The organism is Pseudomonas sp. CFBP 5748 (assembly GCF_053850495.1).
Window position 1 is genome coordinate 315,451 of the sequence record NZ_JBSPTN010000001.1, and the last position, 14,448, is coordinate 329,898.

General features: G+C 52.1%; 11 protein-coding genes. 4 read left to right on the forward strand and 7 right to left on the reverse strand.

The genetic code is table 11. The annotated features are described in order from the left end of the window. Positions 1-723 precede the first annotated feature (723 nt). Complete coding sequence (locus ACWNZ1_RS01510; protein ID WP_135844360.1) at positions 724-1,710, forward strand: glycosyltransferase family 2 protein; 987 nt, start codon at positions 724-726, stop codon at positions 1,708-1,710. Positions 1,711-1,784: 74 nt separating this feature from the next. Here ACWNZ1_RS01510 and ACWNZ1_RS01515 read toward each other — a convergent pair whose 3' ends face one another. From ACWNZ1_RS01515 to ACWNZ1_RS01545, 7 genes are all read right to left on the reverse strand, one after another. After that, positions 1,785-3,500, reverse strand: coding sequence for a hypothetical protein (locus tag ACWNZ1_RS01515; protein WP_265072829.1), 1,716 nt, complete (start codon positions 3,498-3,500; stop codon positions 1,785-1,787). Positions 3,501-3,508: 8 nt separating this feature from the next. Continuing rightward, the gene (locus ACWNZ1_RS01520; protein WP_456027303.1) at positions 3,509-4,630 is read right to left on the reverse strand and encodes a hypothetical protein; all 1,122 of its coding nucleotides are present in this window, start codon (positions 4,628-4,630) and stop codon (positions 3,509-3,511) included. 53 nt (positions 4,631-4,683) lie between these two features. Continuing rightward, entirely contained in the window at positions 4,684-6,084 is a 1,401-nt protein-coding gene (locus ACWNZ1_RS01525) for an ABC transporter ATP-binding protein (RefSeq protein ID WP_135844363.1), read from the reverse strand. After that, positions 6,081-6,932 (reverse strand): ABC transporter permease, encoded by an 852-nt coding sequence (locus tag ACWNZ1_RS01530; protein WP_135844364.1) that lies wholly within the window; start codon positions 6,930-6,932, stop codon positions 6,081-6,083. Before ACWNZ1_RS01530 ends, ACWNZ1_RS01525 begins: the two co-directional genes overlap by 4 nt. Continuing rightward, positions 6,925-8,490: a hypothetical protein gene (locus ACWNZ1_RS01535; RefSeq protein ID WP_256452382.1), complete on the reverse strand. Its 1,566-nt coding sequence runs from the start codon at positions 8,488-8,490 to the stop codon at positions 6,925-6,927. The genes ACWNZ1_RS01530 and ACWNZ1_RS01535 overlap by 8 nt, the downstream gene beginning before the upstream one ends. Before the next feature lie 192 nt (positions 8,491-8,682). Beyond that, positions 8,683-9,108: a hypothetical protein gene (locus ACWNZ1_RS01540; RefSeq protein ID WP_135844366.1), complete on the reverse strand. Its 426-nt coding sequence runs from the start codon at positions 9,106-9,108 to the stop codon at positions 8,683-8,685. A gap of 61 nt (positions 9,109-9,169) precedes the next feature. Then, positions 9,170-10,225 carry a nucleotidyltransferase family protein gene (locus ACWNZ1_RS01545; protein ID WP_202879086.1) on the reverse strand — a complete coding sequence of 352 codons (1,056 nt, stop codon included), beginning with the start codon at positions 10,223-10,225 and terminating at the stop codon, positions 9,170-9,172. A gap of 930 nt (positions 10,226-11,155) precedes the next feature. Between ACWNZ1_RS01545 and ACWNZ1_RS01550 the strand changes: the two genes are divergently transcribed. From ACWNZ1_RS01550 to neuC, 3 genes are read left to right on the forward strand one after another with little or no spacing between them, the layout of a single operon-like run. Beyond that, positions 11,156-12,136, forward strand: coding sequence for an NAD-dependent 4,6-dehydratase LegB (locus ACWNZ1_RS01550; protein WP_135844368.1), 981 nt, complete (start codon positions 11,156-11,158; stop codon positions 12,134-12,136). Between the two features lie 8 nt (positions 12,137-12,144). Next, the gene (locus ACWNZ1_RS01555) at positions 12,145-13,296 is read left to right on the forward strand and encodes a LegC family aminotransferase (protein ID WP_135844369.1); all 1,152 of its coding nucleotides are present in this window, start codon (positions 12,145-12,147) and stop codon (positions 13,294-13,296) included. After that, complete coding sequence (gene neuC / locus ACWNZ1_RS01560) at positions 13,293-14,447, forward strand: UDP-N-acetylglucosamine 2-epimerase (RefSeq protein WP_456027304.1); 1,155 nt, start codon at positions 13,293-13,295, stop codon at positions 14,445-14,447. The genes ACWNZ1_RS01555 and neuC overlap by 4 nt, the downstream gene beginning before the upstream one ends. Position 14,448: the final 1 nt, after the last annotated feature.

The window sequence follows — 14,448 nt, forward strand, 5'->3', positions numbered from 1 at the left end:
GTGATTATTCTCCGAGCTTTCGGCCAAACCTGGTCCTTCGTCCTCAAGATGCTATCGAAACCTCTGGAGAGTGTCTGACACCAGGGTTGTCGTACGCCATCGAGATGGGCTAACCCATCGTCGCTACTCTCTAGCAGGCCACGTCGCACGTCCTGTGCTTGCCTGTAAATGTAGGGAACAGCATGACCTTTTAGTCCCGTTGATCTGCAACCTAATTCAGGATTCGCTTGTCGAAGTGACACATTGATGCGGTATTTTGTTCAGAATAGAGCCAAAGTACGCTGGTGTTGGAGTTTTGTGGCCTGCAATTGTGCAACATTTAGGAAAAACTGCAGCAACCGCATAAGTCCAAGCTACGCTCAATGTGAGGCTGGAAGGATGTGTTGCGTCGGCGATATGCGAATTGCGGGTAGTATGCATATTCTGGATTTTTGATATTAAATTAGTGGCTCTATGCCACTCAGTAAAACCGATGCTCTACTCCCCTGAAGTGCCATTATTCCAATATCAAAGGATGGATAACGTGTGGAAAGAACGGCCAAGCGTCGACAATTGTGGTGGTAGCAGCCAAAATGTTGCTTAACGACATTACATTTTGCTGAAGTGATTGGGATGTTGAAGGATTGGAGTTCAGCACCTAATGTTTTAGTGATACTTAGACATAATTAGAAGCATGGATTTTTTCGTAGTGTCAGCGGCACGTGCGAATTTTGAGGAGAGCGAATGTTGAACGGGACTACAGCTGCATCTGAGTTTTTCCCTTTGGATGATCGCTCGAGCGTTAATCACGTCGCTACCGTAGCCGTACTGCTGTGTACAAGAAATGGCGAACGTTATCTGGCCGAACAAATGATCTCGTTGGAAAGGCAAACTTTTCAAAACTTTAAGGTCTTTGTTTCAGATGATGGTTCGAATGATGCAACAGTTGCAATGCTCAAAGAATATGCTGACCGTTGGGGGCATGATCGGATATCAATATACGAGGGGCCGCTGAAAGGTTTTGCTCGAAATTTTCTCTCAATAAGCTGCAGGCAAAATGTCGAGGCGGACTATTATGCTTGGTGTGATCAGGATGATATCTGGAACAGTGACAAGTTGGAAAAAGCAGTTGGCCAGTTGTCGAGAGTGCCTCGTAATGAACCCGCATTGTACTGCTCGCGGACCGAACTTATCGATGAGAGTGGCAAGCATATAGGCTTTTCTCCGTCGTTTTCTCGTCCTGCAAATTTTCGCAATGCACTGGTTCAAAATATCGCGGGCGGTAATACCATGGTATTCAATCATGCGCTAATGAACCTACTGCGTGAGGCGGGGGCGGAAGTGCCGGCAGTTTCTCATGATTGGTGGGCGTATATGATCGTAAGCGGCTGTGGTGGAAAAGTCCTGTATGATGTTGCCCCGTCTGTCCGTTATCGGCAGCATAGTGCCAACTGTGTAGGTTCGAATACGGGAATTTTTGAAAAAAGTAAAAGAATTAAACAGTTGTTACATGGTCGCTTCCGCTTCTGGATGGATCAGAATCTTGTAGCCTTGCAGGCGATCAGTCATCGTTTTACTTCTGAGAATATACAGACGTTGGAGAAGTTTGGTGCCGCTCGTCAATATAGGTTACTGCGCAGGGTGTTGGAAATTCAGCGAGCCGGAGTCTACAGACAGACGTTCCTGGGAAATCTGGGGTTGACAGTTGCCACGTTGATACGTCGTGTATAACTGCTGAACACTGTACTTAAAAATTTGGGAGGACTCGATTTCAGTGTAACGAAAGCGAGTCATCCCCCGTCCCGTTAGAACTTAAAGCTTGCTGGCCGCAGATCTTCTTTTTGAACATTTTTCAGTGTGATGGAGTCATCGGTTGTCAAAGTGATGATGATGTCCTCATCCACTTGGGTCGTCGCTTCCATTACTTCCTCGTAGGAGTGGAAGGCGCCTGCAAAGTCGACGATGTCCTGCTCAGTTGTACTCACTGAAAAGTCCCCAATGGTATCGTGGTCGATGCCCGAGCGTTTCCAGAAAGCAAAGGTGTCCACATCGGGGCCGCCCCACATTACGTCGTTACCAGGCCCACCGTCGAAAAAGTCATTTCCCTTAGCCCCCCATAACTCGTCGTCTCCTTCATCTCCGAAGAGGTAGTCATCGCCTTCGCGACCGTCTATACGATCATTCCCCAGTCCACCCGCAAGCAGGTTCGTTTTGTCATCTCCTTGCAGGACGTCTTCGTAGGGAGTGCCTTGAGCGCCTTGAATATTGATCAAGTGATCGGTTTCGCAGCAGTTCCAAGCCCTGCCAGTTGCCAGGTCGACATAGATCGGGTGTTTTGCTCTACCCGGGTAGAGTGGATGCCAGTAGTCCACCATATTGGCAGCGTTTTTACCTTCAATGGTTTTTTGGCCAACCCTGGTTTTGCTGACCGGTAGAAAGGCCGGTGACATCAACCGGTGTAATGGGGACAAATAGGTGGATATGGGGGGTTCAACAGTTTCGACCTGCCCTGGGGTTGCGCGACCTGGTTTCAGTAATAGATTCTGCTCATCGGATGAGTTGCCACCCAAGTCTCTTACGCGGGTTCTCTTGTGATTATCCGGTAGATAATAAGGAATGAAGGATGCTGTAACATTATTTCCTCCAAGGGCGCCAGACTCTGAGCGTTTGAAAGTAATGCCCTGTTGGAAGTTCTTGATAGTGTTATCGGCCACTAGTACATCGCTGATGCCATCACCACCCACCCATATGCCGTAGCTGGAGCGTGAGCGGGTAGTCCAGCCAGGTGAGTCGGTAGGGATTTCAAGGGAATTGTTGGTGATCCGATTGCCTTTCACGATGCTCCCGCTACCAAAGCGTGTGAGTGAGATGCCTACGCCTTCTCCTATGTCCGCTGCTCCTGTCCCGCGTACCTCTTCAACCTGATTGTTGAGGATCAGCGTCTTTTCTCCATAGGTTTCGATGCCCATGGCATAAGCGTTGTCGCTGGTCATATCGCCACCGACATTACTGATTTTATTCTCGCGAATTACAGTGTTCTGCCCTTCGGTACGAATCCCCCTGAAACTGCTCTGGCTTATGCTTAGGTGTTCAATGACGTGTCCGCCAGGGCCGAGGTCTTTCGACGTTTGAGCTTTGTCGGCATAGCCAGATAAATAGACGCCGTGCTGAAAGCCGCGAATCTTACCGTTTCTTATTTCAATGTGATGGTGGCCAAAAGAGACGATGCCAGACGATGTGGTGTCGGTAGTCAGAGGGCCGGTGATGGATTGCCCATTCAGGTCAATTATCACATTGTCGGCGGCAACAGATATACCGTCGGTAGTAGTGTCCAGAGAGGTGGCCAGTTTGTAGTGGCCACTTTTCTCAATCGTGTAAGGCAGCGCATTGATGTACCGGGGTTCGGTTTGTGGGTGAGGCGTTGTCGGCTGTGCGATGCTATGAGTGGGAATGAATCCTAAGGTGATAATAATCACCGTGTTTAATGCCGTTGGTCCAGTTTTCTTGATTTTTACTTGCATGGAATTATCTATTCAGAAGAGGGGGATTTCTGCAGGATCCGGCTGTTTGCAGAAATCATGTAATTTCGGTAGGCCGGGTTGAAATACCGGTTTATATGTTCTTGCGTGAGGGCGTGTTTCGTACGGGCGCCGGGGATGCGAGAAAAAAGAGCTGATGCCGAGGAAACTGAAATTATTTCGCAGCAGTGATGAAGTTTGGTAAATAACTCAATGGGTATGTGTTCAAGTTCACTCGGGAAGGCTGCAGCACAATACTCCTCCAGTGTGACTAAAAGCTTGCCCATGAATGCCTGGCTTGTTCCAGCATGCTTTTTTATATAGATATGGTCACCTGGCTTCAGATTGGCCCTGCAGATGGCTTTATACAGGGCCAGTTCGTCGTTTTGGCTGGTCAGCTTGCTGTTGGTGAAGTTGCTGAGGATCAGAATGGCCTTGTTGGCATTGTTGGGCTGCTTCGAAAGATATCGCTCGAAGTTTGCGATCTCGGGAAATGCGGCTTTCAATGCTGCAAGGGTGCGATTGAATATAGCGTCGGGGATGACAACGGGAAGGGGCAGACCGCATTCTTTTTCCCACTCGCCGAAGTCAACAGCAATCATGGCTGATTCAGCTGCCAGCCAAGGCGTGACATCGCCAATACGAGAAAACCAGAAGAGCTCCTTGAGCCAGCGTAAGCTCAGTGGCAAAGGTGTTCTGACTGGTTTTGTCGAAGGATAGAGAAAGCCCGGGGCATCGCCATAGCATATGTTTTTTTCGGCCTGCAGCGCCTGCATGAAGGCTTGGGCTGTGTGGTCCGCACTTGCATCGTGGGCATAGTAGAAGCTGAGCCGCTCTGAGCCCGAAATGCCAAGTGCTTTTCGTATCCAGTTCGCCCGGGAAGTCAATTTTCGGTAGGGCGAAAGTGCGAATCTGCGCTCGTGGCGCGAAAGGAATAGGCATTCGATGTGGGGATAATTGCGCAACGCCGAGTCGAAGAACTGGCGGGCACGGGAGCCTGGTTCGTGGTCGCTTTCTTGATATGACCACACGACAAGCAACGCTCTGGTATCAAGAGCTATGCCTCTGCCTGCCCTGTCATGCTGAAGCGCGCAGAGGGCGTGTAAAAGTTGATGCGGGAATGAGATCATCATTACCGCGCATCCAGGTGAAATATGACATGACGAGGCGCTTTGCATTTGTCTGTTCAAAGCAATCTGCGATTTACCGGTGATTGAATATCCCACGGAAGATGTGGGCGAAGCAGGCAACTGGGCCAAGCATTTGGCCAATTTCCGCGAACGCCTTCGGCAGCGCTGTCATCGACTACGGTAAAACTCAATGCCGCCATTTGAATGATGCGATGATCGACTTCCGAGCCAGGCCACAATTCAATGTCGAAGCGATAGTCTCCAACGTTGAGTAGCGGTGATTGGATAGTGCAGCGTTCGACGTACTGTCCCGCGGGTCGGAGACCTGAGTGTGCATGGTGGTTATCCATGCCTACCAGAATATAGTGGCCTGCCAAGTCCTTAAGGTGGATATGGACGTTCACCGGCCATTTTTCCTTCAGTACGGTGAACTTGACTTCAACGATGAAGCTTTGCTTTACGTCGAATTGGGATGTCACTTGTCCGTCCAGATCAACGATTCTCGCAGCGTCCAACCTTATACAGTCATCGAAAACCGGGGCTTCGGCTTCCGCCCACACCATCTCGGGTGTTAGCTGTATGCCTGAACGGATATATGATCGGGTAATGTCTGAGACGGTCTGAGTTGACTGGCTAGGCGCCGAGCTTGACTGCTCTTTTTCGATCTTGCTGTCATTTATGACTCGGCCATGTGCCATATGCACTGCGCGATTACAAATACGATTCACTGCATCCATATCGTGGCTGACGAAAAGCAGTGTGCGTCCTTGGTCTGCGACTTGAAGCATTTTTTCGGTGCATTTCCGTTGAAACGCCGCATCGCCCACAGCCAGGACTTCGTCCACGATCAGAATCTCTGACTCAAGGTGCGCAGCGACTGCAAAGGCCAGGCGTACATACATGCCGGAGGAGTAGCGCTTGACTGGCGTATCGATAAGCTCGCCCAGTTCAGAAAAGTCGATGATTTCCTCAAGCCGACGGCTAATCTCCCGCGGCTTCATGCCCATGATCGAGCCGTTAAGGAAGATATTCTCTCGACCCGAGAGATCACCATGAAATCCGGTTCCAATCTCCAGGAGGCTTATTAGTCGGCCGCGAAAGCGAAATAGCCCGGACGAAGGCGCTGTAATGCGTGAAAGAATCTTGAGTAGAGTACTTTTCCCGCAGCCGTTCGGGCCAATGATGCCTACCCGATCGCCTTGATTGATTTCCAGGCTAACGTCTTTTAGCGACCAGAAGTGATTGGCTGGCGCGTGTTGGGTTTGAAGCTCGTTCAAAATTGTATGAGCGGGGGGGGCGCTTGCTAGCGAGTCACCGCCCGACGGTTTGCTCAACGGTCTGACGACGCGGCCAAGCATCCATTTAAGTCGCTGATTGATCATTTCCGCAGCGGTCACATTGGACTTGCCGATTCGGTATAACTTTGAAATTTCCTCGCAACGAATGGCCCAGCTCATAGTGTATCCACCACATTCTTGTCGAAATGCTGAAAAACCAGTACCCCAGCGGAGAAGCACACGATGGCGATGGCTATCAGCGTCAATAGCGTGCTCTGCGCGGGCCAATGGCCTTGCATGGCGTCACGGTACCCGGTAATGACCAGCGATAGCGGGTTGACGGCGTACCACGGCTTGGCCCACGACGGGACTGCAGAAACTGGATAGATTGCCGGTGTCGAGTAGTAGAACAGTTGCAGCGCGAGCGGGACAAGGTGCTTGACGTCCCGGTACTTGGCGTTCAGGGGGGCGAGCATCAAGCCAACACCAAGACCGGTCATCAGCGTGCAGGCCAGAAGTAATGGCATCACCAGCAGAAGTTGCGGCGTCCATACGCCATATCCGATCGCAAAAGGGGTAATGAGCAATGTGTAAGCAATCAGGAAGTCCACGGCAGCCCCCACCGCATACGACCCACCTATGAGGAGTCTTGGAAAGTAAACTTTGCTTATCAGGCCCGCGTTACCCTCGATCATCTGGACCGAAGGGTTGAGCACGTTCATGAACGCGTACCAGGGGATTACCGCTACCAAATAAAACATGATGGTCGGTAGCCCGTCTGTGGGTACCTTTACCATCACGCCGAACACAATGACGAATACCCCAACGGTAATGAGTGGTGTGAGGATAACCCAGCCCAGCCCGAATATGGTTTGTGTATAACGGCCTTTCAGGTCACGTTTGCAAAATACCCAGAGCAGTAAGCGAAAGTCCCAGAGGTTTTTGAGCAAGGCCAGAAGATTGAACTGGCTATTGTTATTGACCACCGTTTCCTTGAGGGCAGGGCGGTTTTTTCCGTCGTTACTCATTGGCATGAAATTCTGATGGAGAGGTGGATTTGGATGGGGGGCCGGCCAGTTCATCGATCAGGTTGATGATGCGTTCCATGGAGCGTCCATCCTGCATGCCCCATTCCTTGGCACAGGCCATCTGTTTGGTGCGAGCTTCTTCATAAACTGTCTTGTTTTCAGTCAAGCGTTCAACCAGCGACACAAAAGTACTGTACCGATTGGTTGTGAATAGACCTTCGGCACCGTTGAAGTCCGTGTAGCCGTAGTCATAACAGTCATAGTTGATCGCCGGAATTGCGCAGGCAGCAGCCCAGCGCAAGGTTGAGGACACGCAGGCAACAAACAGATCACAGGCTGGAACCAGGTCCAGTGTGTCGATATCTGTCACGCGATGATGTAGGCGATAGGGACGTAGGACCTCCATCAACAGGTTGGGGTCGGTGACCGGATGTGGGCGGATCACGACATTGAAGTCGCTAAAGCGACTCGCCGCAGCCAGTGTCTTGGCCCAGGCCATGCACAATGCCTTGTAGTTGGGGAACTCCAGCGGTATATCGCGCGAACCATATTGGTCGGTCGGCCAGGCGCATACTAGCAATGGCTTGTTCGGGTCGAGCCTGAGACGGCGGAAAATCAAGCTTCTCGCAGTATCGGATTTGCGTGCAGTGTAGAGAATGTCGTCATAAGCCGCACCGGTGACCCTCAATTGGCTCGGTGGGAAGAGCATGCGCTGGTAGTAGCGTTGCATCTCCGGACTTTCTACCCCGATGCAGGTGGTGCGGCTATTGTTGGGGATCCAAGGGTGCTCTGGCGCAATACCGAGTGTCTCGAGCAGGAATATTTTCTGTCCGGGCAGGCGCAGCAGTTTTTTCGACGCGTAGTAGTTGACCCAGTGCGGGAATAGCGATGCAGCGAGTTTGTTGATGATATTTCGTTCAGCGTCGTAAGGCGGCTTGTCGGAAAGGCTCTCAACCATTTCCTTGGCGGTACCCACGGCGAACGGAATAATCAGCGTCGGGACATTGTCTCTGTTGCACAACTTGGTCAGGAGCGAGTTGACCGAGCCGGGAAACTCCTGGCCATAGATGACGAGCGCCGGAGTGACGTGTTTATAGACGAGGCGTGCATAGTTGAATGGCTGGAGAGTCCGCGCATGTTTCCTCTTCTTGCGAGCATCTAATACACCAGCGGTGCGCTCAGTCAGTGCCAGCAGGGGGGTTGCTAAGGCTGAGAGCAAGAGTGCGGCACCAGTGGCGAATGGGCGCTTGGGTTTCCTTTCCTGGCGCAGCGAATGCGGGATATAACCGTTTTCCAGCCCGTCGGCGATTTCCTGATACTGCTTCGACTGCAGCGAGCGCCTCAAGGAGCGGCCGGGGAAATAATCATCGAAACCATTCAGGCGGCAGGAGGCGCGATCCTGCTTGAGATTTATATATCCTTGTTGGGCGAAAAGGAACGCGACGCCATAACCTGCATCTTTCGCGGCCAGGGCAACTCGGCGGAGTTCTACGAACTCACCAGCTTCATTGACGACAAAAAGTATTTTTTTGTCGGGGGAGGGAGAACCGAATTTCATCCACCACCTCTTGCGCGCATTTTGTTTGAATCTCCGTTCTGAAACATTAGAGGAAACAGCCTGGGGGTCAGCCCATCCTGCTGATTCCGGAGCTGGTCCAGCAGCCTACCATAGCGATCATGCAGCAGAGCCGCGTCAAGCCTTAAAGGGGTTAGTCTTGATCCGGGCGGGAGATTCACTCCCGTCCACTGCCTACTTTTGCTTGGCGTCAGCGAGCGCGCTAACTGCCCGCAATCTTGCGTTTTCGGTTTTTTCAGCCGCATCGCGTAGGACTTCTGAGCTCGGTGATGCGGCAGCGATTGCAGCCGTCAATTGGGCGTAGGAGGTCAGTTTCAACATCGCTGATTCGGGTGAGATTTGAAGTTCGCTCAGTGCTTGCTCGGCTCCCTCGAGCGCCGCTTGAGCCACCGACTCGGGAGCTTTTGCTGCCATTTGAGCCGCCGATTCCGGTGAGGAAAGGGACATCTCAAGCACCTGACTCGCAATGACTTGAGAGGGGGTAGCGACCTGCTCAGGTCTGCCCACTACATTGTTCTGCGGCTGCGATGATTCGTCGCAACCGGTTAGCGTGACGCTGGCAACAGCGAGTGTTCCGAGGAACAAGACGATTTTTTTCATGAGGTCGCTCATTTTTTGAGTATTTTGCAATGGACTTCGATGTCTGGGGGGCGGCTTGAGTTCAAGCGATGTTTCCCGTGTGGGAAGGCCATTCATGCTGGGCTCGCTCGAACTCTTCCATCCGACCGATGTCCAGCCAATACTCTCGAAGAGGAAAGGCTGCTGTCGTTTCTTCGGCCGCGATCAATTCTTCGAAGAGGGTTGGCATGTCATAGAACGTATCCGATGGAATTCGGTCAAGCGCGCTGGGTGATATTGCGTAAATCCCTGCGTTCACATAGAAGTTATGAACGGGCTTTTCATCAATGCAGGCGATTTTTGATCCATTCATCCTCACGACGCCATAAGGTACTTGGAAGTCGTACTCGCGCACCGTCATGGTTGCTGCGGCGTCATGCTCGGAGTGAAACTGTAAAAGGCCATCGAAGCGCGCTTGTGTAAGCAAGTCGCCGTTCATTACGAGAATTGGATGCTCAGGGCGCGTGGTCAGTAGTGACAGTGCACCTGCTGTCCCCAAACGCTTGTTTTCTTCCAGGTATTGAATGCGAACCCCCCATCTGCTGCCATCGCCGAAGTGGTCGCGTACGACATTGGCCAGATAATTCACTGACAAGAAGAAATTACGGAAACCCTGTTCGACGAATTTTTCGAGGATGCATTCAAGGATGGGCTTGCCAGCGATCGTCAGCATCGGTTTTGGGCAGCTTTCGGTCAGTGGGCGCAGACGTTCGCCTAGTCCGCCAGCCATGAGGACTACCCAGTTGGGGCGCTCGATGATGCCGGTGAGTGCATCGAGTGTAGAAAGGCCGACGACGTGCTGCTGCTCATCCAGTAAAGGAAGATGGTGTATTACATTGCGGCGCATCAGTGCCAACTGTTCGCATTGCGAGGACGAGGCGCGTGCGGTTATGGGGCATCTATTCATGACTTGCGCAACAGGAGTGTCCAGGCTCACATCTCGAAGAACGGCCCGGCGCACATCCCCATCGCTCAGGGTGCCGACCAGTTTCTGCTGTGCGTCCAGCACCAAGGCCAATTGCGTCGCGCAGTTGTCAATGCGAACGATGGCATCACGTAGGGAGGTCTCTGCGGCAACTACTGTGTCTCTCCAATCCATCACTTAATGATTTCCTAATCTGATCTGGTTGCCGAGGACAGAAATGTCCTGTTGTATCAAGCCTAGCGGTACAGTATGGCTAATTGATATTGTTTTTTTGGTGGTGAGTATGGCGAAGTGATATTAATTTTTTGCGTCTGCGGTGATCTCGTATGGGTGGCGGTAAAAGCGTCTATTGTCTCTGATCTCAACAGGTTGATCTAGATCTATTACGGTGACTGGTCAAATGGAGTGTTTAGTTGCCCGTGCGAGGCGGGTTCAAGGTGGGCTTGTCCTTGCTGTGGATTCGGGTTGATGGCATGCGAGATAGTTGGTCTGAAGCTCGGTTATAATCCGTCTGCTTTGAATAGGGAGGAGCCTGTGTTGCAAAATGTTTAGTTAAGCAGGGTATGGCATTTGGCGCATTGCAATTGCGGGCTTTTCAGGCAAACTCTTTGGCTTGTGTGGGTGTGCGTAAGGTCCTAATGTATAGTGCCGGGGCGGTACGCCTTTAAGGTGCGGGTCGTCAAGAGTGGAGCTGGTCATGCTCGGCCGGAGGCAGGTGCTTCGCTATCTTGGTCGTCGTGCTCGATGCCTGGCATTTTTTGGCATGATGGTCTGGATAGGGTGGGATGCTCTGGGATCCAGATTGCGATAAGGCGGGCTGGGCGTGAAAGCTTGGTCGAGTGGATCGTTTTGGTATGCGTCAAGGCCAGGTCGCTGTGTTGTGTCAGTCTGTCGATGTTGTAGGGGTGTCTACGAACTCTCAGTTTGCGGGTCTGTTTGGCGTACTCTAAGATTTTCCGATAGCCTCGATGATGCCTTGAAATTTTCGAGGTGCAGTAACAGTGCTTTTGCAGTGAATGGCATGGATTTGGTGTAAGAATAGTCCTATTTATTTTTTGGTGGCCCTTTGGCTGTTGTGGTCTAGGGAACGTTAAGGGTTGAGCGATGACTACAGTTTTGGTAACCGGCGCCGATGGATTTATTGGTTCGCATTTGACTGAAATGCTGGTGCGTGAGGGCTACAAGGTCAAAGCGCTTTCCCAGTATAATTCGTTCAACTACTGGGGTTGGCTGGAAGATGTAGACTGTCTGTCTCAGATTGAAGTGCTTAATGGGGATGTTCGTGATCCGCATTATTGCAAGCATATTACCAAGGATGTGGATATTGTCTTTCATCTTGCGGCTCTGATTGCGATTCCTTATTCATATGTCGCACCTGATAGTTACGTTGATACGAATGTCAAAGGGACGTTGAATATTTGCCAGGCCGCTCTGGAAAACGGCGTAAAGCGTGTTATTCATACGTCGACCAGTGAGGTTTACGGTACCGCGCAGTACGTGCCGATCGACGAGCTCCACCCGCTGCAAGCGCAATCCCCTTACAGTGCATCGAAAATTGGTGCAGATGCGATGGCCATGAGCTTCTTCAATGCGTTCGATTTGCCGTTGACTATTGCGCGCCCATTCAATACTTATGGCCCGCGTCAGTCGGCCCGTGCGGTTATTCCGACGATCATCAGTCAGATTGCTTCGGGTCAGAAGCAGATCAAATTGGGCGATGTGACGCCGACGCGAGACTTCAACTATGTTACTGATACTTGCCGTGGCTTCCTGGAGCTGGCGCGTTGTGAGCAGGCTGTTGGTGAGACAGTCAACATTGGCTCGAATTTCGAGATTTCGGTAGGTGATACCCTCAACCTGATCCGCGAGCTGATGGGCAGTGATGTCGAGTTCCTTACCGACGAGCAGCGGATGCGTCCAGGAAAGTCCGAAGTTTTCCGTTTGTGGTGTGATAATTCCAAAATCAACGGACTTACCGGCTTCAAACCTGAGTACTCAATCCGCGATGGCTTGGAAAAGACTGTTGAATGGTTCACTCAGCCACAGAACCTTGCAAAGTATAAAGCCAATATCTACAACGTTTGAGGCTCGGTATGTTTGATTCCCTTGTCAGGTTTGTGCGCGAGCAATACGGCACGCAGGATTTCATCCCGCTGCATGCTCCGGTATTTGCAGGAAACGAGCAAAAGTATCTGGCCGATACCATCGTCTCGACTTTTGTTTCGAGTGTGGGAGCGTTCGTCGACCGATTTGAGCATGACATGCAGGCCTATACAGGCAGTGCGCGCGCGGTCGCTACTGTCAATGGTACGGCGGCACTCCACGTGGCACTGCTGCTTGCCGGCGTCAAGCCAGGTGAGTTGGTGATCACGCAATCATTGACGTTTGTGGCTACCTGTAACGCTATCACCTATTGTGGCGCTCAGCCGGTCTTCGTCGATGTGGATCGCGAAACGCTCGGTTTGTCACCTGTTGCGCTGGAGGCTTGGCTTGAGCAGGAGGCTGTTATCGATGCTGATGGTGTCTGTCGTCTACGCAGTGATGGTCGGGTAGTACGTGCCTGTCTGCCGATGCATACATTCGGCCATCCAGTCGCGCTGGACGAGTTGATGTCTGTGTGCTCGCAATGGGGGCTGGCGCTCGTCGAAGATGCCGCCGAGTCATTGGGTAGCACCTACAAAGGTCGTCATACGGGTACCTTCGGCCTCATTGGAACGCTGAGTTTCAATGGCAATAAAGTGATCACTACCGGCGGCGGCGGCATGCTGCTGACCAATGCAGAGTTGGGTGCGCGGGCGAAACATTTGACCACGACCGCCAAGCAGCCACATCCCTTTGAATTCGTTCATGACGAAGTCGGGTTCAATTACCGTTTACCTAACCTGAATGCGGCACTGGGATGTGCGCAGCTTGAGCAGCTCGATGGATTTCTGGCTGCCAAGCGCGAACTTGCGCTGAATTACCAGCAGGAGCTGCTGGCCAGCGACCTGCAATTTGTAGTTGAGCCGCATGAATGTCGCTCCAACTATTGGCTTAACGCGGTTATTTGCCAGGATCGCGGACATCGTGATGCCTTGCTTGAGGCGACAAATGGAGCGGGTGTCATGACGCGCCCTATTTGGGCTCTGATGAACCGTCTTCCTGCCTTTAAGGAATGTCTCAAGGGTGATTTGAGCAACGCCGAGTGGCTGGAGGCGCGAGTTGTCAACCTGCCGAGCAGTGTGCCTTCGAGACAGGCTTCATGACGCGTCGTGTTGCCGTTTTCACGGGCACTCGAGCAGAGTATGGCTTGCTCTATTGGTTGATGAAGGAGATTGAGGGCAGCGCGCATCTGGAGCTCCAAGTCATTGCCAGTTGCATGCATCTATCTCCGGAGTTTGGAGAAACCTGGCAGCAAATCGTTCAGGACGGCTTCCAGATCGACGCAAAAGTCGAGATGTTGCTCTCCTCGAATACCGATGTCGGTACTGTCAAGTCGATAGGCATCGGTACGTTGGGTTTTGCCGATGCGCTGGATCGGCTGCGCCCAGACCTGTTGGTCGTGCTAGGTGATCGGTTCGAGGCGCTGAGCATTGCCCAGGCGGCACTGATCATGCGGATCCCGATTGTTCACCTGCACGGCGGGGAATTGACCGAGGGCGCTTATGACGATGCTATTCGTCACGCGATCACCAAAATGGCGTATTTGCACTTTGTGGCGGCGGAGCCCTACCGCGATCGTGTGATTCAGATGGGTGAGTCGCCGGAGCGTGTGTTCAACGTGGGGGCCGTGGGTCTGGATCATCTCGCACGAACGCCTCCCATGTCGCTTGAGGCATTACGTGAAAGCTTGGACTTCGACCTGAGCAAACCGTTTCTGCTGGTCACTTATCATCCAGTGACAGTCCTTAACGAAGATCCAGTGAATAGTTTTGAGGCGCTGCTTCAGGCGCTGGAAATGTTTCCGGCTTATCAAGTGGTAATTACGTATCCGAACGCTGACAACGGAGGTCGCGCGATCATTCCGATGATCGAGAAATTCGCGGTGCTGCATAAAGAAAGGGTTCTGGTCGTACCATCTTTGGGGTTCCGTCGTTATCTCAGCGTGGCGGGGCGGGCTGCGGCAGTTGTGGGTAACTCTTCCAGTGGTGTGATTGAGGTGCCTTCGTTTGGTGTTCCAACCGTGAACATAGGTAGTCGTCAGGCTGGTCGCCTATGTGCGGACTCGATAGTTCACTGCGAGGCGGATAAGCAGTCGATCGTGGGGGCGTTGAGCAAGGTTCTGGAGGAGTCTTTCACTCAAGCCAGCCGGAAAACCGTGAACCCTTATGGGCGGGGCGATGCCGCGAGGAGCATCGTGGGTATACTCGAAAACTGTGACCTCTCGGGGCACAAATCATTTCACGATCTGAGTTGAT

Excerpts from the sequence above, each read along its gene's own strand:
- ACWNZ1_RS01510 (WP_135844360.1), top strand. The coding sequence starts at position 724 with ATGTTGAACGGGACTACAGCTGCATCTGAGTTTTTCCCTTTGGATGAT.
- ACWNZ1_RS01515 (WP_265072829.1), bottom strand. The coding sequence starts at position 3,500 with ATGCAAGTAAAAATCAAGAAAACTGGACCAACGGCATTAAACACGGTG.
- ACWNZ1_RS01520 (WP_456027303.1), bottom strand. The coding sequence starts at position 4,630 with ATGATGATCTCATTCCCGCATCAACTTTTACACGCCCTCTGCGCGCTT.
- ACWNZ1_RS01525 (WP_135844363.1), bottom strand. The coding sequence starts at position 6,084 with ATGAGCTGGGCCATTCGTTGCGAGGAAATTTCAAAGTTATACCGAATC.
- ACWNZ1_RS01530 (WP_135844364.1), bottom strand. The coding sequence starts at position 6,932 with ATGAGTAACGACGGAAAAAACCGCCCTGCCCTCAAGGAAACGGTGGTC.
- ACWNZ1_RS01535 (WP_256452382.1), bottom strand. The coding sequence starts at position 8,490 with ATGAAATTCGGTTCTCCCTCCCCCGACAAAAAAATACTTTTTGTCGTC.
- ACWNZ1_RS01540 (WP_135844366.1), bottom strand. The coding sequence starts at position 9,108 with ATGAAAAAAATCGTCTTGTTCCTCGGAACACTCGCTGTTGCCAGCGTC.
- ACWNZ1_RS01545 (WP_202879086.1), bottom strand. The coding sequence starts at position 10,225 with ATGGATTGGAGAGACACAGTAGTTGCCGCAGAGACCTCCCTACGTGAT.
- ACWNZ1_RS01550 (WP_135844368.1), top strand. The coding sequence starts at position 11,156 with ATGACTACAGTTTTGGTAACCGGCGCCGATGGATTTATTGGTTCGCAT.
- ACWNZ1_RS01555 (WP_135844369.1), top strand. The coding sequence starts at position 12,145 with ATGTTTGATTCCCTTGTCAGGTTTGTGCGCGAGCAATACGGCACGCAG.
- neuC (WP_456027304.1), top strand. The coding sequence starts at position 13,293 with ATGACGCGTCGTGTTGCCGTTTTCACGGGCACTCGAGCAGAGTATGGC.